19 protein-coding genes are annotated in these 16,991 nt (G+C 53.0%); 10 read left to right on the plus strand and 9 right to left on the minus strand.

Annotated features, from left to right (window positions below):
- Positions 1-24: 24 nt before the first annotated feature.
- Positions 25-990, plus strand: coding sequence for a lipoyl synthase (gene lipA / locus ACDO57_RS11870; protein WP_267217068.1), 966 nt, complete (start codon positions 25-27; stop codon positions 988-990).
- Between the two features lie 80 nt (positions 991-1,070).
- Here the strand turns inward: lipA and tatE are convergent, their stop codons facing one another.
- Together tatE and ACDO57_RS11880 are read right to left on the minus strand one after the other, a co-directional pair.
- A complete protein-coding gene (gene tatE / locus ACDO57_RS11875; protein WP_023310742.1) occupies positions 1,071-1,274 on the minus strand; it encodes a twin-arginine translocase subunit TatE in 204 nt (67 codons plus the stop codon).
- 125 nt (positions 1,275-1,399) lie between these two features.
- On the minus strand, positions 1,400-2,188 hold the full coding sequence (locus ACDO57_RS11880; RefSeq protein WP_370883999.1) for a deaminated glutathione amidase: 789 nt from the start codon (positions 2,186-2,188) through the stop codon (positions 1,400-1,402).
- Between the two features lie 67 nt (positions 2,189-2,255).
- On the opposite strand from ACDO57_RS11880, the gene crcB reads away from it, so the two are divergent.
- Positions 2,256-2,639, plus strand: a complete 384-nt coding sequence (gene crcB / locus ACDO57_RS11885; RefSeq protein WP_024907010.1) for a fluoride efflux transporter CrcB — start codon at positions 2,256-2,258, stop codon at positions 2,637-2,639.
- Between the two features lie 219 nt (positions 2,640-2,858).
- Here the strand turns inward: crcB and cspE are convergent, their stop codons facing one another.
- Positions 2,859-3,068 (minus strand): transcription antiterminator/RNA stability regulator CspE, encoded by a 210-nt coding sequence (cspE, locus tag ACDO57_RS11890; protein ID WP_002439184.1) that lies wholly within the window; start codon positions 3,066-3,068, stop codon positions 2,859-2,861.
- Between the two features lie 190 nt (positions 3,069-3,258).
- Entirely contained in the window at positions 3,259-3,876 is a 618-nt protein-coding gene (gene pagP, locus ACDO57_RS11895; RefSeq protein WP_080350496.1) for a lipid IV(A) palmitoyltransferase PagP, read from the minus strand.
- Between the two features lie 393 nt (positions 3,877-4,269).
- On the opposite strand from pagP, the gene dcuC reads away from it, so the two are divergent.
- Together dcuC and rna are read left to right on the plus strand one after the other, a co-directional pair.
- Complete coding sequence (gene dcuC, locus ACDO57_RS11900) at positions 4,270-5,637, plus strand: anaerobic C4-dicarboxylate transporter DcuC (RefSeq protein WP_032649567.1); 1,368 nt, start codon at positions 4,270-4,272, stop codon at positions 5,635-5,637.
- A gap of 94 nt (positions 5,638-5,731) precedes the next feature.
- Positions 5,732-6,541 (plus strand): ribonuclease I, encoded by an 810-nt coding sequence (gene rna / locus ACDO57_RS11905; protein ID WP_024907007.1) that lies wholly within the window; start codon positions 5,732-5,734, stop codon positions 6,539-6,541.
- Here the strand turns inward: rna and ACDO57_RS11910 are convergent.
- On the minus strand, positions 6,535-7,152 hold the full coding sequence (locus tag ACDO57_RS11910) for a flavin reductase family protein (RefSeq protein ID WP_023310735.1): 618 nt from the start codon (positions 7,150-7,152) through the stop codon (positions 6,535-6,537). The genes rna and ACDO57_RS11910 overlap by 7 nt on opposite strands.
- A gap of 246 nt (positions 7,153-7,398) precedes the next feature.
- Between ACDO57_RS11910 and rnk the strand changes: the two genes are divergently transcribed.
- Together rnk and yldA are read left to right on the plus strand one after the other, a co-directional pair.
- Positions 7,399-7,809 (plus strand): nucleoside diphosphate kinase regulator, encoded by a 411-nt coding sequence (gene rnk / locus ACDO57_RS11915; protein WP_024907006.1) that lies wholly within the window; start codon positions 7,399-7,401, stop codon positions 7,807-7,809.
- A 139-nt stretch (positions 7,810-7,948) separates the two neighbouring features.
- On the plus strand, positions 7,949-8,038 hold the full coding sequence (gene yldA / locus ACDO57_RS11920) for a small membrane protein YldA (protein ID WP_008501020.1): 90 nt from the start codon (positions 7,949-7,951) through the stop codon (positions 8,036-8,038).
- A gap of 10 nt (positions 8,039-8,048) precedes the next feature.
- On the opposite strand, the gene ACDO57_RS11925 is transcribed toward yldA, so the two are convergent.
- Positions 8,049-9,287, minus strand: a complete 1,239-nt coding sequence (locus tag ACDO57_RS11925; RefSeq protein WP_090417809.1) for a zinc-dependent alcohol dehydrogenase — start codon at positions 9,285-9,287, stop codon at positions 8,049-8,051.
- Between the two features lie 180 nt (positions 9,288-9,467).
- On the opposite strand from ACDO57_RS11925, the gene uspG reads away from it, so the two are divergent.
- On the plus strand, positions 9,468-9,896 hold the full coding sequence (uspG, locus tag ACDO57_RS11930; RefSeq protein ID WP_023310731.1) for a universal stress protein UspG: 429 nt from the start codon (positions 9,468-9,470) through the stop codon (positions 9,894-9,896).
- A 60-nt stretch (positions 9,897-9,956) separates the two neighbouring features.
- On the opposite strand, the gene ahpF is transcribed toward uspG, so the two are convergent.
- Together ahpF and ahpC are read right to left on the minus strand one after the other, a co-directional pair.
- Entirely contained in the window at positions 9,957-11,522 is a 1,566-nt protein-coding gene (gene ahpF / locus ACDO57_RS11935) for an alkyl hydroperoxide reductase subunit F (protein WP_090417811.1), read from the minus strand.
- Between the two features lie 188 nt (positions 11,523-11,710).
- Positions 11,711-12,274 (minus strand): alkyl hydroperoxide reductase subunit C, encoded by a 564-nt coding sequence (ahpC, locus tag ACDO57_RS11940; protein WP_008501015.1) that lies wholly within the window; start codon positions 12,272-12,274, stop codon positions 11,711-11,713.
- A 622-nt stretch (positions 12,275-12,896) separates the two neighbouring features.
- On the opposite strand from ahpC, the gene ACDO57_RS11945 reads away from it, so the two are divergent.
- The 3 genes from ACDO57_RS11945 (at position 12,897) to ACDO57_RS11955 (ending at position 15,805) form a co-directional block, all read left to right on the plus strand.
- Positions 12,897-13,796 carry a LysR family transcriptional regulator gene (locus ACDO57_RS11945; RefSeq protein ID WP_370884000.1) on the plus strand — a complete coding sequence of 300 codons (900 nt, stop codon included), beginning with the start codon at positions 12,897-12,899 and terminating at the stop codon, positions 13,794-13,796.
- Between the two features lie 174 nt (positions 13,797-13,970).
- Positions 13,971-15,194 (plus strand): phosphoadenosine phosphosulfate reductase, encoded by a 1,224-nt coding sequence (locus ACDO57_RS11950; RefSeq protein WP_370884001.1) that lies wholly within the window; start codon positions 13,971-13,973, stop codon positions 15,192-15,194.
- Entirely contained in the window at positions 15,179-15,805 is a 627-nt protein-coding gene (locus ACDO57_RS11955) for a ParB/RepB/Spo0J family partition protein (protein WP_208763611.1), read from the plus strand. Before ACDO57_RS11950 ends, ACDO57_RS11955 begins: the two co-directional genes overlap by 16 nt.
- Here ACDO57_RS11955 and ACDO57_RS11960 read toward each other — a convergent pair whose 3' ends face one another.
- Positions 15,806-16,966, minus strand: a complete 1,161-nt coding sequence (locus ACDO57_RS11960) for a pyridoxal phosphate-dependent aminotransferase (RefSeq protein WP_208763610.1) — start codon at positions 16,964-16,966, stop codon at positions 15,806-15,808.
- Positions 16,967-16,991 lie beyond the last annotated feature (25 nt).

Consider the following 16,991-nt stretch of genomic DNA (forward strand, 5'->3'; position numbering starts at 1 on the left):
ATTCGCAACTGGAACACGCACGCTATGAGTAAACCCATTGTGATGGAACGCGGTGTTAAATACCGCGATGCCGATAAAATGGCCCTTATCCCGGTTAAAAACGTGGCTACAGAGCGCGAGGCGCTGTTAAGAAAACCGGAATGGATGAAAATCAAACTTCCGGCCGACTCTTCGCGTATCCAGGGGATCAAAGCGGCGATGCGTAAGAATGGCCTTCACTCCGTATGTGAAGAAGCCTCTTGTCCGAACCTTGCTGAATGTTTCAATCACGGTACCGCGACGTTTATGATTCTGGGTGCTATCTGTACCCGCCGCTGCCCGTTCTGCGATGTTGCTCATGGCCGTCCAGTCGCACCTGATGCTAACGAACCCCTGAAACTGGCGCAGACCATTGCTGACATGGCGCTGCGCTATGTAGTTATCACCTCCGTTGACCGTGACGATCTGCGTGACGGTGGTGCTCAGCACTTCGCCGACTGTATTACGGCCATTCGCGAGAAAAGCCCTAACATCAAAATCGAGACGCTGGTGCCTGACTTCCGTGGCCGTATGGACCGCGCGCTGGATATCCTGACAGCAACGCCGCCAGATGTGTTTAACCACAACCTGGAGAACGTGCCGCGTCTCTACCGTCAGGTCCGCCCGGGTGCTGACTATAACTGGTCTCTGAAACTGCTGGAGCGTTTCAAAGAAGCGCATCCGCATATTCCGACCAAGTCTGGTCTGATGGTGGGGCTAGGTGAAACCAATGAGGAAATCATTGAGGTGATGCGCGATCTTCGCCGCCACGGTGTGACCATGTTGACCCTGGGGCAGTATCTGCAGCCAAGCCGTCACCACCTGCCGGTACAGCGCTACGTGAGCCCGGACGAGTTCGATGAAATGAAAGCCGAAGCGATGGCGATGGGCTTCACCCACGCAGCCTGCGGCCCGTTCGTTCGCTCCTCATACCACGCCGATATGCAGGCAAAAGGCGAAGAAGTTAAATAATGCTGTAATATTCTTTTACAGTAATACAAAAAAACCGGCCTCATGAGCCGGTTTTTTTCGCAAGCCCTCAGGCGTTGCTGTCACTCTTTGTGAGAAAGCTTGTCTGCCGGGACGTCATCCTCGGCGCTTTTCTTCGCTGCTGCATCATCGTCGTTCATCGCTTTCTTAAAGCCTTTGATGGCAGCCCCCAGGTCACCACCCAGCGTGCGTAACTTCTTGGTACCAAACAGCAGGACGACCAGTGCGGCAACCACCAGCAGTTTGGTAATACTAATCTCACCCATAGATACCTTCTTTACTTAAAACAGGCTGCATTCAGCGCCAAAACCTGATTGTATTAACGGTCATTTAGCGCGTGCACACAATAGCAATCTGTAACAAGGTGAATCAAGCATTGTTGAAAAAAACATCACAATAATTGCGGTGGCGCAAACCGACGATTGCGAAGAACAGGTAGTTGCTGACGTGCAAGCGTAATTCTCTCTAAGTTTATCTCCGCCACCAGCAAATGCGGGGCTTCAGCGGCGGCGGCGATCGTCACCCCCAGCGGATCGACCACCCTGCTTTGCCCGATGTTTTTCGTGCCACATTCCCCTGCGGCAACCACATAGCAGGTTGTATCCAGCGCACGCGCCGCAAGCAGCGTTGCCCAGTGGTGCTCTTTTAACTGCCCGCGAACCCACGCGGCAGGGAGTACCAGTACGTCCGCACCCTGCAGCGCCAGATGGAGCGCCAGCTCGGGAAAACGCAGGTCATAGCAGGTCATCAACCCGATCTTAAATCCGTCAATCTCCAGAAGCGGTGGGATACTGTCTCCGGGATCAACGCGCCGCGACTCCTGAATGCTGAACGCATCATAGAGATGCAGCTTGGTGTAGCGGGCGACAATGGCCCCGCTACGAATCGCCACCAGCGTATTGACTGCGCGACCCGGCGTTGAGGGAACATGGATCGTTAAGATCGTCGTCATCGTATTGCCCACGCTCTGGGCGAGCAGTTGCTGCAAGAACTCGCCGTCCAGCGGCTGCGCGGACTTCACCGATAAATCCGGGTCATTATCATCCCTGGCCAGCAGCGCTTCGGGGAGAACCAGCAGCGACGCGCCTTTCTGCCGGGCCTGCAGCATCAGGTTGACGCATGTTATCGCGTTCGCCTGCCAGTCAGGCGTGACCGCAAATTGCCCTACCGCAACATACATATTTGTCCCCTCATCATAAACGGCGTTAAACTCGCTTCTCTTACACATCAAATAGCAGGTATTTAGCGTGTTACAACTACTTTTAGCCGTTTTTATTGGTGGGGGAACGGGTAGCGTTGCGCGATGGTTTCTGAGTATGCGGTTTAATCCTCTTCATCAGGCGATTCCTATGGGGACACTGGCCGCTAACCTGATTGGTGCCTTTATCATTGGCATGGGTCTGGCCTGGTTTAACCGAATGACGCACATCGACCCGATGTGGAAAGTCCTGATTACGACGGGTTTCTGCGGCGGGTTAACCACCTTCTCGACGTTCTCCGCAGAAGTCGTGTTTCTCTTTCAGGAAGGCCGTATCGGCTGGGCACTGGCGAACATCGCGATTAACATGCTCGGCTCGTTTGCGATGACGGGGATCGCATTTTGGCTCTTTTCCTCCGCAAGCACGCATTAACCGTCGAACCGTTAATGTTGGCTTAATTTTTCTCTGTCACTCTGAATGCAGAACTGAACGAGGGTGACAGAATGAAACAGAGTCTGATGAGCGCAGGCATGGTGTTGTTAAGCGTGCTGATCGTTGCCAGCTTCCTGAAAATGTATCTGCTTGGCTGATTCAAAACGAAAAAAACCCGCTCAGGGAGCGGGTTTTGAAATTCTTGCTGACGCGTCTGAATTACAGAGCGATTACGTTAGCAGCAGAAGGGCCTTTGGCACCGTTAGTGATTTCGAACTCTACACGCTGACCTTCAGCCAGAGTTTTGAAACCATTAGACTGGATTGCAGAGAAGTGTACGAACACGTCTTTGCTGCCATCTTCAGGAGTAATGAAACCGAATCCTTTGGACTCATTAAACCACTTAACGTTACCTTTAATCTTAGACATCAAAATTACCTTTACATTAAAAAACGACACAAATGCTGTGTCGGTTACCAGTACATCAATTGTGGGACCTTTTGTCCAGCGGATCTTTGATAAAAAGTGACTAAAGTCGCGTTAATTTTCACTGGCAGATTTTTATCGTTTATGAATCAACGCCTGCGCGTTTTTTCACCGCAATGTAACGTTTTGTCAGTTAAAACTGAAAACGCATCCAGGCGAAGTAAACGTTTCCGTTGTTGTACGTACCCGGGATGTAGGTCATCTGGAACGTTGCGGGGCCATAGCCAATAGAGGCCAAAGGCAGCAGCACCGGGATCGGGATGTAGTTCCAGTTGTCACGTGCAGTGACCCCGGCGGTATAGCCCAAACCGACGTGGAAGTTCTCGTCCGCTAGCGGACGCCAGGTTTTCTCCCAACCATACCCCCCAATCGGCTCCCATTTATTAAACGAGTCTTTGAAGGCCATCAGATAGATGCCATGCCAGTTTCCCTTTTCGTCCCAGCGAGACTGACCAAAACCCGCGCCCCACGGACGCTCGTTGTATTTATCGGTTTTCTCTTTGTCATAAGCAAAACGCGCATGCCACGTTATTGCCGGAACATAGAGATCATAATGTTCAGGAGCCGTCCAGGTCTGGGAAACATTATCCGTAAAGGTGGAGAACCAGCCTTTGTCCGTCGCGTTGCCTTCTGCCTGTGCAACAGAAGAAAACGTTAACTGCCCAAAAATAAACAACAAAACAGAGAAAAATGTATTACGTACGATCACAATGCAATTACCATTCTTAGTATTCGAGGCAAAGTTTACCATAAAATAGTTGAATCAAGGCTTAACGGCATCGGCGTTATTCCTAATTATTCGGCCATTTTCCGGGAATATTCTTAAAGAAATCGGGGGATATGCTCAAATAAGCCTACAAGAGGTGTGACTTTTTCCATTTAGCGTTCGTAATCAGTGACATGCAAAACCGCACAAAACATTAACAATTTGTTATCATTATTGGGACACATTGCGCCATTTCTGATGGTCAAGACCCTCATGGTATAAATGTATGGGCCATGGCAAAAACACGCTTGTTCTGTTCTCTAGTCGTCTGTTTATTGATTTTAATCAGCAAGAACAGGCCAATTATTCGGCACATTTCCATCCTTCTTTTTTTATTGATTTTTTGTGCTCCACTGCAGCAGAGATACAGGGGAAATCATGCTTACGTTATTCGAGCTCCTTATTGGAGTCGTCGTCATTGTCGGCGTCGCGCGCTACATCATTAAAGGCTACTCGGCCACGGGCGTATTATTTGTTGGCGGTTTAACGCTGTTGATTATCAGCGCACTGATGGGGCACCAGGTGTTACCTGCCAGCGCCACGAGCACCGGTTACACCGCTACAGATATTGTTGAATACATTAAAATATTGCTCATGAGTCGCGGCGGCGATCTGGGCATGATGATCATGATGCTGTGTGGTTTTGCGGCCTACATGACCCACATCGGCGCCAACGACATGGTCGTTAAACTTGCCTCCAAACCCCTGCAGTACATTAACTCGCCGTATCTGCTGATGGTCGCCGCCTATTTCCTCGCCTGCCTGATGTCGCTGGCCGTTTCGTCGGCTACCGGACTTGGCGTACTGCTGATGGCCACACTGTTCCCGGTCATGGTGAACGTCGGTATCAGCCGCGGCGCGGCAGCAGCCATTTGCGCGTCTCCGGCAGCGATTATTCTTTCCCCTACCTCCGGCGACGTCGTGCTGGCGGCAAAGGCAGCGGAGATGTCGCTCATCGACTTCGCCTTTAAAACCACGCTGCCGATCTCCATTGTTGCCATTGTCGGCATGGGTATCGCGCATTTCTTCTGGCAGCGCTATCTCGATAAGAAAGAAAACATCAGCCATGAAATGATGGACGTGAGTGAAATCACCACTACCGCTCCCGCGTTTTATGCCATTCTGCCCTTCACGCCGATTATCGGGGTGCTGATTTTTGACGGCAAATGGGGTCCGCAGCTGCACATCATCACCATTCTGGTTATCTGCATGCTGCTGGCTGCCGTGCTGGAATTTGTGCGTGGTTTTAACACGCAAAAGGTGTTCTCGGGTCTGGAAGTTGCCTATCGCGGTATGGCGGATGCCTTCGCTGGCGTGGTGATGCTGCTGGTGGCAGCGGGCGTTTTTGCCCAGGGTCTGAGCACCATCGGCTTTATCCAGAGCCTGATCTCGATCGCCACCTCGTTCGGATCGGCCAGTATTATCCTGATGCTGGTTCTGGTGGTGCTCACCATGCTGGCGGCGATGACCACGGGTTCCGGTAATGCGCCTTTCTACGCTTTCGTTGAGATGATCCCGAAACTGGCTCACTCCTCTGGTATTAACCCGGCCTATCTCTCCATACCCATGCTGCAAGCGTCAAACCTGGGCCGTACCATCTCCCCGGTATCAGGCGTGGTTGTCGCCGTTGCCGGGATGGCGAAAATCTCACCATTCGAAGTGGTAAAACGTACCTCAGTGCCCGTTATGGTTGGCCTGATTATCGTGATTATCGCCACGGAAGTGCTGGTTCCCGGCGCGGCCTAAGCTAAATTAGGGATATCCAAAAAGCGCCTGCGGGCGCTTTTTATGCTTTAATAACCCTCAGAAATTAATCACGCTCATTCGATCAGGAAATCATATGTTCAGGAAGGATATCGTCATCCCGTCTGGCGCAATGGCGCTTGCACTCTGTATCTTCTCCGCACAGGCGGAACCGCTGAAGGCAACCCAATATGGCGATTTCGATCGCTATGTGCTGGCTTTGTCCTGGCAAACCGGGTTTTGTCAGAGCATGGTTGAGCGCAACCGTAATGAACCTGACGAATGTCGCCTGCAAAAAGAGCGCGAGAATAAAGCCGATTTTCTGACCGTGCACGGGTTATGGCCCGGCCTGCCGAAATCTATTGCCGCACGCGGCGTGGATGACCGTCGATGGATGCGTTTTGGCTGCGCCACACGCCCCATTCCGAACATGCCGGAAGTGAAGGCCAGCCGCAAATGCGATGCCGCCGAAACCGGACTGTCGCTTTCCGCTGCCGCAAAGCTCAATGACGTGATGCCGGGCGCGGGCGGGAATTCCTGCCTGGAACGCTACGAATATGCCAAACATGGCGTCTGCTTTGGTTTTGACCCGGATGCCTATTTCGGCACGATGGTACGGATGAATCAGGAGGTTAAAAACAGTGCGGTCGGAAAATTCCTCGCCGATAACTACGGGAAATCCGTCAACCGTAGTGATTTTGATAGTGCCGTGGCCAAAAGCTGGGGCAACGAGAACGTCAAAGCGTTCAAGCTGACCTGCAACGGCAATCCGGCGTATCTCACCGAGATGCAGATTTCGCTGAAGGCAAACGCCATTAACAACCCGCTTTCTGCGACCTCATTTGCCCCGCAGCCACATCCGGGTAACTGCGGAAACCAATTCGTGATTGATAAAGCCGGCTACTGATCCGCGCCCGGGCGCACCATATCAAACCGGTTTTCATCGCTGATACCATAGTACGCCGTCGGCCCACCCGCACGCAGGATGGGCTGCGCTTTCGCCGTCTGGTATATCCCCTCTTCCAGCAGCGTTTCGGCAATATGGATACCGACCACCTCCCCCAACACCAGCCACGTGTCCACCGGCGTACCGTCGGCACCGGTAAGCTGAATGCACTGCGACAGTCGACACTCAAAATTCACCGGGCTTTCTGCAACGCGTGGGGCGTTAACCAGCTGGCTGGCCGCTGGCGTAAGTCCGGCAAAGCTAAATTCATCCCGGTCGTGGGGAAGCATCGCTGAGGTTTGGTTCATCGCTTGCGCGAGATCGCGCGTCGCCAGATTCCAGACAAACTCTTTTGTCTCAGTAATATTACGCACGCTGTCCTTCCAGCCGTTGCTGGAAAAGCCGATGATCGGCGGGCGATAGTTAAAGCAGTTAAAGAAGCTGTACGGCGCGAGGTTCAGCTGACCGGCCTTATCGCATGAGGAGATCCAGCCTATCGGACGTGGGCCAATAATGGCGTTCAGCGGGTCATGCGGCAGGCCGTGCCCCTGAGACGGTTGGTAGAAGTACATAGTGCTCTCTCGTTGGCGGGCAACGCCCGGATTCAGGACACTCAGCGTAACGTATTCCGCCAGGAATGAAGACTGAATAAATTTCAGCGAAAATTCATATGGACCATGAATGTGACTTTCATCACTTCAAACTTGCGCGCTCAGCCAGTATCATCGGGAGAGTTAAACCCTCGCTGCCAGACGGCGAGGGTTTTCTTTTGGATCAGTTTCTGCGTTAGACGCAGCATTAACGACATGGAGTAAAAAATGTCCAGACCTACCATTATCATCAATGAGCTCGACGCAGAACGTATCGACAGGCTGCTGGAAAAAGCGGAATTTGCCTCGCTCCCCGTGGCCGACGCCCTGAATGAAGAACTCGACCGGGCACAGATGTGCACGCCTGAGACGATGCCGCATGATGTAGTCACCATGAACAGCCAGGTGAAATTCCGCAATCTGACCACCGGTGAAGAGCTGACCCGCACGCTGGTTTACCCGGCGCAGATGACCGACAGCAGCGCACAGCTTTCTGTGCTTGCGCCTGTGGGTGCCGCACTGCTGGGACTGCGTACGGGGGATACGATCCACTGGGAATTGCCGGGCGGCGCTTCGACCCATCTGGAAGTGCTGGAGCTGCTCTACCAGCCAGAAGCCGCAGGCGATTACCTGCGTTAATCTCTTCTGAATAAGCGCCTATCCGCTTTGCACAGAGGATGCCACCGCATCCTCTTTCCGCAAATTCACACGATTTTCCTATACCGCGCAAAATGGCCTTAATCCACGCTTAATCTGTTTTGGTGCCGCGGGGACGGTCATGAGTGAGATAGGCGTTATCACACTTATCTTTCTGATTTTTGTGGCGATTATCGTCACGGCCGTGCTCTATCTTGAACGCCACTGGTAAGCGAACATTCTCAGGCCACCCCACCTGGGAAGGCATTCACCAGGCCCTTAACGGTCTGCTCTGCGGCTTCGGGGGTCTCTGCGCCCGGGACCAGAATCACCTTCCGGCACTCCTCCTCCCGTTTTTCGAAAATCTTATAGGCGCGTTCCGCATCCGCAAGGGGGAGATAATGGGTCACGATCTCTTCCGGCGTAAGCAGCCCTTTTTCGATCAGCGGTAACAGTTCACCCAGCCAGGCATGGACGTGCGTCTGACCCATCTTAAACGTCAGCCCCTTATCAAAGGCATCGCCAAACAGGAAGCCATGGATAAACCCGGCGTACACGCCGGGTACGCTAACTACCCCACCGCGCCGCACGGCAGCAATGCATTGACGCAACGCTTTGCCGCTGCTGCCTTCAATTTTAAGATTGCTGAGGATTGTTTCCGTGGTGCTGCCTTTCGCTTCAAACCCGACCGCATCAATCACGGCGTCAACGCCGCGCTGGCCCACGGTCTGCTCGATGATTTTTTCCGCGGCGTCGTTGTCATCATCAAAGTTGATGGGAATTGCGCCGTAACGGGCCTCGGCAAATCGCAACCGGTACGGGTGGTGATCGATAACAAAGATCTGCTCAGCCCCCAGCAGCCGCGCGCAGGCAATGGTCAGTAGCCCCACCGGCCCGGCGCCGAAAACGGCTACGCTTGAACCTTTTGCAATCTGCGCATTTTTTGCCGCCTGCCAGGCCGTGGGCAAAATGTCGGAAAGGAAAAGTGCCTTATCATCAGAAAGAAGCTGCGGGACCTTAAACGGTCCGACGTTCCCCTTCGGCACGCGAACGTATTCCGCCTGTCCCCCCGGCACGCCACCGTAGAGGTGGCTATAGCCAAACAGCGCGGCCGGCGCGGGGATTTGCTTTTTGTTCAGCGCGGCACCCTGCCCGGCGTTGGTATTCTCACAGGCCGCGTATTGCTGCAGACGACAGAAGAAACAGTCCCCGCAGGCGATGACAAAGGGGATCACCACGCGATCGCCTTTTTGCAAATTCTTTACCTCTGCACCGCACTCGACGATTTCCCCCATAAACTCATGGCCAAAAATATCGCCGTGCTGCACCTTCGGGATCTTTCCGCGATAGAGATGCAAATCGGAGCCGCAGATCGCCGTGGCCGTGACGCGCAGAATGATATCGTCGGGCTGTTCGATGATGGGGTCAGGGACATTCTCGACGCGAACATGGTGCGGACCGTGATACGTAAGTGCTTTCATGCGACCTCCGAAAGGTTCCAGGTAAGTCTATAAGGGTAGCTACCCCTGAAGGTCTGCCCCGTAATACGGTTCTTTTGAGATTTATCCTGGCGAGATAAGAAAACTGACGGGGCGCTTACAGAAACCATTAATATTTTGTGGTTGAATGAGTACAGCGTTTATAAACAAGGAGAAACGGGTATGTATCAGAGAATCATTATGCCGGTTGATGTTTTTGAGATGGAGTTGAGCGACAAGGCCGTTCGCCACGCGGAGTTCCTGGCGCAGCAGGACGGTGTCATCCATCTGTTGCACGTGCTCCCGGGCTCCGCCAGCCTGAGCCTTCACCGCTTTGCTGCCGATGTGCGCCGCTTCGAGGAACATTTGCAGCATGAAGCGGAAACGCGCCTGCAAACCATGGTCAGCCACTTCAGTATTGACCCTTCACGGATCAAAACGCACGTCAGATTCGGCAGCGTACGTGATGCGGTAAATGAACTGGCGAACGAGCTGAAGGCAGACGTGGTGGTCATCGGTTCGCGCAACCCTTCCATTACCACACATCTGCTGGGCTCTAACGCCTCCAGCGTGATCCGCCACACACACATACCGGTGATGGTCGTCAGATAAAAAAAGAGGCCACCTTTCGGTGGCCTCTCGCTATTGCAGGTATCGCCTTACTTTCTTTTCTTATGCAGTTTTGGTGCGAATCAGATAGTCAAACGAACTCAGCGACGCCTTCGCCCCTTCGCCCGTGGCGATGATGATCTGTTTGTACGGTACGGTAGTACAGTCACCCGCCGCAAACACGCCCTTCACGCTGGTTTCACACTTCGCATCGATGATGATTTCGCCCATGCGGTTGCGCTCAATCGCGCCTTCCAGCCAGGTGGTGTTTGGCAGCAGACCAATCTGCACGAAGATCCCTGAAAGCTGAACGCTGTGCACGTCGCCGCTCACGCGGTCGCGGTATTCCAGACCGGTCACCTTGCTGCCGTCGCCCTTCACTTCCGTGGTCTGCGCGTTAAGGACGATGTCGACGTTTTTCAGGCTGCGAACTTTGTCCTGCAGAACCTGGTCGGCCTTCATCTCTGGTGCGAACTCCAGAAGGGTGACGTGTTCAACAATCCCCGCCAGGTCGATAGCCGCTTCCACGCCGGAGTTACCTCCGCCGATCACCGCCACGCGTTTACCTTTAAACAGCGGGCCGTCGCAGTGCGGGCAGTAGGTCACGCCTTTGGTGCGATACTGATCTTCACCCGGGACGTTCATGTTGCGCCATTTCGCGCCGGTGGCAATGATGATGCTGCGTGCTTTCAGCACCGCGCCGGAGGCGGTTTCAATGTGGTGTAAACCACCCTCAACCGCAGCAGGTACCAGCCTGCTGGCGCTCTGGCTGTCGATCACGTCCACGTCGTAGTCGCTGACGTGCGCCTTCAGCGCCCCCGCCAGCTTCTGACCTTCAGTTTTCGGCACGGAGATATAGTTTTCAATGTCTACGGTATCCAGTACCTGGCCGCCGAAACGCTCGCCCATCAGGCCAGTGCGGATCCCTTTACGCGCGGAGTACACCGCCGCCGCCGCGCCCGCCGGACCGGAACCGACGATCAGCACGTCGTAGGCATCGCGTTTGTTCAGTGCTTCCGCCGCACGTTTTTCGGCGCCGGTATCCACTTTGGCAACGATTTCCGTCAGCGTCATACGACCCTGACCGAATTCCTGACCGTTCAGATACACCGCCGGAACGCCCATCACGTTGCGATCGGTGATTTCATTCTGGAAGGTACCGCCGTCAATTGCCGTGTGCTTGATGCGCGGGTTGAGGACCGACATCAGGTTCAGCGCCTGCACCACGTCCGGACAGTTGTGGCAGGAGAGTGAATAATAGGTTTCAAACTCGAAATCGCCGTCGATATCGCGGATCTGCTCCAGCAGCGCCTGCGCCTCTTTCGACGGATGACCACCGGTCCACAGCAGCGCCAGCACCAGCGAGGTAAATTCGTGACCCAGCGGCGAGCCGGCAAAGCGCGGCCCCAGCTCAGAGCCTGGGTTAGTAATCAGGAAAGAAGGCTTACGGACGTTAAGCGAATTATCTTCTTTGAAGGTCACTTTTGGCGACAGTTCGGCGATCTCAGCCAGCAGTTCCTTGATCTCTGCCGATTTCGCGCTGTCGTCCAGCGTGGCAATCAGCTCAACGGGTTTGGTCAGTTTCTCAAGATAGGCCTTGAGCTGGGTTTTCATATTAGTGTCGAGCATTATTCTTCCCTCTCTTAAAACGTCATCATGCAAGCTGCCTTACACAGGCGGCCTGAATGCAACTTGCATCATGGTGCTGGAATGAAATGGGCGCGGGAGGCGCCCATTGATTGCCGGGTGGCACTTCGTTTACCCGGCCTACGATACTGTAGGCCTGTGCAAGCGCAGCGCCGCCAGGCTTTACAGACTTAGATCTTGCCGACCAGGTCTAAGGATGGAGCGAGAGTCGCTTCGCCTTCTTTCCATTTCGCCGGGCACACTTCGCCTGGGTGAGAAGCCACGTACTGCGCTGCTTTCACTTTACGCAGCAGGTCAGACGCATCACGGCCGATACCTTCAGCGGTAACTTCGATAGCCTGGATAATACCCTGCGGGTCAACAACGAAGGTGGCGCGGTCAGCCAGGCCTTCATCTTCACGCATGTTGTCGAAGTTACGGGTCAGGGCGCCAGTCGGGTCGCCGATCATCGCGTATTTGATTTTTGCGATGGTTTCAGAGCTGCTGTGCCATGCTTTGTGGGTGAAGTGGGTATCGGTAGAGACAGAGTAAACGTCTACGCCCAGCTTCTGCAGTTCGTCATAATGGTCAGCCACGTCGCCCAGTTCGGTCGGGCAAACGAAGGTGAAGTCAGCCGGATAGAAGAAGAAGACGCTCCAGCGACCTTCGGTATCTTTCTCGGTTACTTCGATGAACTCACCGTTTTTGAACGCCTGGTTTTTGAAAGGTTTAATTTTAGTGTTAATCAAAGACATCTGTACTTCCTCCGTGTTTTCGTTGAGATGTAAGGTAACCAACTTTATCCATCGGGGCTAATGCGTATGCTTTATCAAATCAATCAGCCAAACCTTACAACGTCGACAAGACAACAAGGTGAACCTTTTACAGGAAAGCCTGAAAGTAAAAAGGCCGCCTCAACGGGCGGCCCTGATACCTGAATTCCCCGCAGGTACATTCAGTGCCAGCCGAAGCTGGCGTTGCGTTGCGCTCTACAACCCTTTATATCAAGGGGTAACAGCCCTTTGATTACACCACCCGTTCAGGAATTGGGCAATCCATAAGAGAGGTATTCCTGCCTATGGCTGCGATAGGTTTTGCCAAACATCATTTCGGGACGTTATAAATTTATTTTCATTATAAAAATACCTCAATATATAAATGACAATTGTTATTTAAAATGCTCACTCCAACATCTGAGATAAAATTATCTTAATGTTCCTTGAAGCACTATTTCAATAATCTGGCGTCATGATATATTAAGGTGAATTTAATTTAAATTTAAGAGGGTTAATCGAAAGGATTGTAAATGGTTAACTTCAAACTATAGTTATCAGTGATGTGATAACCACAGCAAACACAGCATCCTCAGGACGAAATATGGCAAACCTCTACGACCTTAAAAAATTCGATCTTAATCTGTTAGTCATTTTCGAGTGCATTTACCAACATCTTAGTATCAGTAAAGCCGCCGAGACGCTGTATATCACACCCTCTGCCGTGAGTCAGTCACTGCAACGCCTGCGAGGACAACTCAACGATCCTCTGTTTATCCGTTCCGGTAAAGGGATCACGCCCACGACCGTCGGCGTCAATTTGCATCATCATCTGGAACAGAACCTGAACCAGCTTGAGCAGACTATCAATATCATGCACAGCAGCGGGTTGAAGAAGAATTTTGTCATTTACTGCCCGCAGTTTATGAGCACCAAAACGATGCTTGAGCCAATGAAACTACTCATGAACAAGTATAACTATTCGGTTGAATTACATGATGTTTTTCTTGCCCCTGATTCAGCAGAAGATCTCCTGGCTTACCGAAAAGCCGACCTGATATTTTCTTTTGCCTCCTCAAGCAGTCGCTCAATTGCCTCCAGCCTTTTCCATAAGCTGCCTTTTGTGCTCGTTTGCCGGAATGATCATCCCCGCTTGAGCGGAAATCCCACGCGTGAAGAGATTCTGAATGAACAGTTCACCGCCTACCTGAGCGATGAGAACAGCGTCAAAGACTACCAGGAAAAAGCCGAGAGCCTGTTAACCGAAAGAAATATCGTTTATCGAAGCGACTCTTTTATATCCCTTCTGTCGGTGATCAGTTCATCCGACCTCATAGGGTTAGCGCCCACGCCGGCCTTTGAACAATATGGTCCAGCGCTTAAGCTGCGCAAAGTAGAGACAGACATTCAATTTCCCAGCATTAATATTTACATGATGTATAATCGCTCCGCACTGAATAGCTCAGCATTCGCGAGTTTTATTGAAGAAATAACTTTACCTTGAGATGTTAGCGTGGTTTTCACACAGGATGGGAACCACCTTTTCCAGAAACATACACCATCGTTATATAAACATTCAGCATTAACTTTATACACATCATAAATTATTGACTGATATCATTCTCACTCTAGTATTGACACTAACGTCTGGTATTTATTCCTCAGGATGAGAATAAACATGTCAATTTATAAGTACCCTCTTAATCAGGATGTTCTTTCTGCGGCTCGGGAACGAATAACATGGACTCTCGAAAATTTACCCAGGATCTGTGTCTCTTTTTCAGGAGGTAAAGACTCCACCACCATGCTGCACCTGGTTGCCCGGCAGGCGCGACAGATGAATATAAAAATAGACGTTCTCTTTATCGACTGGGAAGCGCAGTTTAGCCATACCATCACCCATGTTGAACGTATGCGCGAGTTATACAGCGATATCATCGGCCATTTCTGGTGGGTCGCGCTTCCCCTGACAACGCAAAATTCCCTGTCGCAATTTCAGCCGGAATGGCAATGCTGGGAACCCGGCACCCGATGGGTCCGCCAGCCCCCTGACGGTGCGATAACCGATCCCGCTTTTTTTCCCTTCTACCAGCCCGGCATGACGTTTGAAACTTTTGTTCGCAGCTTCTCCGACTGGTTCTCTCGCAATCGCCCGGCGGCGGTGATGATTGGCATCCGCGCCGATGAATCTTACAACCGTTTTCTGGCTATCGCGTCAGCGCGTAAACAACGGTTTGCCGATGATAAACCCTGGACAACCGTCGCCCCGGGGGGACATGCCTGGTATATCTACCCTCTCTATGACTGGAAAACCGCCGATATCTGGACCTGGTTCGCCAAATCGGGATGTTGCTATAACCCACTCTATGACCTGATGTTCCAGGCTGGCGTGCCTCCCCGCTATATGCGTATTTGTGAGCCCTTTGGTCCGGAGCAGCGTCAGGGATTATGGCTCTACCATGTTGTTGAGCCCGATCGCTGGGCGGCCATGTGCGAGCGCGTGAGCGGCGTACGCAGCGGAGGAATTTACGCCGGGCACGATAACCACTTTTATGGTCACCGGAAAATCCTGAAACCCGATCACCTCTGCTGGCGCGAATATGCCCTGCTGCTGCTCGACAGCATGCCGCAAAATACGGCTGAGCATTACCGCAATAAAATCGCCATTTACCTGCGCTGGTATCAGAAGAAAGGCATAGAGGATATTCCCGACACCCAGGACGGTGATATTGGTGCCAAAGACATTCCCTCATGGCGCCGTATTTGCAAGGTTATCCTTAATAACGACTACTGGTGCAGAGCGCTGTCGTTCAGCCCAAATAAACCCAAACATTATCAGCGCTACAGTGAAAGAGTGAAGGCGAAACGCAAGGAGTGGGGCATATTATGCGACAACGATTAATCACCGAGATCGAAACGTACCTGCAGTCTCTTCCCGAAGAGGATCGGATTAACGCCATCAATGCTTTTCGTGAAGCGATCCATCGAAACAGTCCTTTTCGTGAGCAACCGATAGACTGCGTGCTTTGGATCAAACAGGACGCGATTACCGCTAACGACTACAACCCCAATAACGTTGCTCCTCCAGAAAAACGGCTGCTCAGCAAGTCGCTGGAACTCGATGGATTCACCCAACCTATTGTCGTGACGGAAAGTGAACCGCAACATTACGAAATTGTGGATGGTTTCCACCGCCATGAAATCGGCAAAACTCGGGCGACGTTGAAGCGTCAGCTCAGGGGATATCTCCCCGTCACCTGCCTGCGCCAGGATCGACAGGAAAAGCATGACCGTATGGCCGCCACGATCCGTCACAACCGGGCGCGGGGTCGGCACCAGATTAACGCCATGTCGGATATCGTGCGCGAACTGGCACAGCTCGGCTGGAACGATGAGCGAATTGGCAAAGAGCTGGGGATGGACAGCGACGAGGTTCTGCGTCTCAAGCAAATCAACGGTCTGCTGATGCTGTTTGCAGACCGTCGCTATTCCGAAGCCTGGACGGTGAAATAATCAGAGCGTGTTCAAACGCTCTGCCGCCGCCAGCAGCGTCGATTCCTGCTTCGCAAAGCAAAGGCGGATCAGCTTATGCGGGAAGGGATCGGCGCAGAACACCGACAGCGGAATGGCGGCCACACCCACCTCTTTTGTCAACCACTGGCAAAAGCTGACGTCATCCTGATCGGAAATTGCACTGTAGTCCGCGAGCAGGAAATAGGTTCCTTCAGACGGCAAAATTTCCAGGCGGCTTTTACTCAGCGCCGTCACGAACAGATCCCGACGTTCACGGTAGAAACGCGGCAGCGCGCGATAATGCTCGGGCTCCGCGCGCAGCATATCCGCCAGCGCCAGCTGAGCCGGCGTGTTTACGGCAAACGTCAGGTACTGATGCACCTTGCGCAGCTCAGCGCTAATGGCGGCCGGTGCGACGCAGTAACCCACTTTCCAGCCGGTCATATGGTAGGTCTTACCGAACGACGAGACGGCGATAGCGCGCTCGCGAAGCTGCGGATGGGCCAGCACGCTGGCGTGTCCCTCTTCTGCAAAGCAGATGTGCTCGTAAACTTCATCGCTCAGCACGTAGATTTCACGTTCGGCAATCGCCTGCCACAGCGCGGCGAAGTCCGTTTTCTGCCACACCGTCGCCGACGGATTGTGCGGGGTATTCAGGATCACCAGCCGGGTTTTGTCGCTCAGCAGCGCAGCAAACGCCTGCCAGTCGGGGCGGAAATGCGGTGGCTGTAACGCCACGCGTTTCACCACGCCGCCGGAGAGTTCAACCGCAGGCGCATAGCTGTCGTAGCTCGGGTCAAAGCAGATGACTTCATCGCCCGCCCGCACCAGGGCGGTGATGGCCGCATACAGCGCTTCGGTCGCCCCTGCCGTCACCGTAATGTCGCTGTTCGCATCGGGCCTATGGCCATACAGCTCAGCCGTTTTATCCGCAATGGCTTCCCGCAGCGCCTGCACGCCCGTCATTGGCGCATACTGATTCGCCCCCTGCGCCACGTGGTACGCCAGACGCTCCTGCAGATAGGTCGGCCCGTCGAAATCCGGAAATCCCTGAGAAAGGTTAATGGCGTTGTGCTGCTGCGCCAGGGCGCTCATCTGCGTAAAGATGGTGGTACCGAGATTGGGAAGTTTACTTTGCGGAATCAATGCGTTAATGCTCATTGTGTTGTGCCTGCTTGTAATACTT

The organism is Enterobacter cloacae complex sp. 2015409 (genome assembly GCF_041365315.1).
In the GTDB taxonomy this organism is placed as follows: Bacteria; Pseudomonadota; Gammaproteobacteria; order Enterobacterales; family Enterobacteriaceae; genus Enterobacter; species Enterobacter pseudoroggenkampii.

Bases quoted from the DNA above. Each gene is read 5' to 3' on its own strand.
- ACDO57_RS11955 (WP_208763611.1), top strand. From the start codon at position 15,179: ATGCGACAACGATTAATCACCGAGATCGAAACGTACCTGCAGTCTCTT.
- tatE (WP_023310742.1), bottom strand. From the start codon at position 1,274: ATGGGTGAGATTAGTATTACCAAACTGCTGGTGGTTGCCGCACTGGTC.
- ACDO57_RS11960 (WP_208763610.1), bottom strand. From the start codon at position 16,966: ATGAGCATTAACGCATTGATTCCGCAAAGTAAACTTCCCAATCTCGGT.
- rnk (WP_024907006.1), top strand. From the start codon at position 7,399: ATGTCCAGACCTACCATTATCATCAATGAGCTCGACGCAGAACGTATC.
- yldA (WP_008501020.1), top strand. From the start codon at position 7,949: ATGAGTGAGATAGGCGTTATCACACTTATCTTTCTGATTTTTGTGGCG.
- dcuC (WP_032649567.1), top strand. From the start codon at position 4,270: ATGCTTACGTTATTCGAGCTCCTTATTGGAGTCGTCGTCATTGTCGGC.
- lipA (WP_267217068.1), top strand. From the start codon at position 25: ATGAGTAAACCCATTGTGATGGAACGCGGTGTTAAATACCGCGATGCC.
- uspG (WP_023310731.1), top strand. From the start codon at position 9,468: ATGTATCAGAGAATCATTATGCCGGTTGATGTTTTTGAGATGGAGTTG.
- pagP (WP_080350496.1), bottom strand. From the start codon at position 3,876: ATGGTAAACTTTGCCTCGAATACTAAGAATGGTAATTGCATTGTGATC.
- ACDO57_RS11880 (WP_370883999.1), bottom strand. From the start codon at position 2,188: ATGTATGTTGCGGTAGGGCAATTTGCGGTCACGCCTGACTGGCAGGCG.
- ahpF (WP_090417811.1), bottom strand. From the start codon at position 11,522: ATGCTCGACACTAATATGAAAACCCAGCTCAAGGCCTATCTTGAGAAA.
- ACDO57_RS11910 (WP_023310735.1), bottom strand. From the start codon at position 7,152: ATGTACTTCTACCAACCGTCTCAGGGGCACGGCCTGCCGCATGACCCG.
- ACDO57_RS11950 (WP_370884001.1), top strand. From the start codon at position 13,971: ATGTCAATTTATAAGTACCCTCTTAATCAGGATGTTCTTTCTGCGGCT.
- ahpC (WP_008501015.1), bottom strand. From the start codon at position 12,274: ATGTCTTTGATTAACACTAAAATTAAACCTTTCAAAAACCAGGCGTTC.
- rna (WP_024907007.1), top strand. From the start codon at position 5,732: ATGTTCAGGAAGGATATCGTCATCCCGTCTGGCGCAATGGCGCTTGCA.
- ACDO57_RS11925 (WP_090417809.1), bottom strand. From the start codon at position 9,287: ATGAAAGCACTTACGTATCACGGTCCGCACCATGTTCGCGTCGAGAAT.
- ACDO57_RS11945 (WP_370884000.1), top strand. From the start codon at position 12,897: ATGGCAAACCTCTACGACCTTAAAAAATTCGATCTTAATCTGTTAGTC.
- cspE (WP_002439184.1), bottom strand. From the start codon at position 3,068: ATGTCTAAGATTAAAGGTAACGTTAAGTGGTTTAATGAGTCCAAAGGA.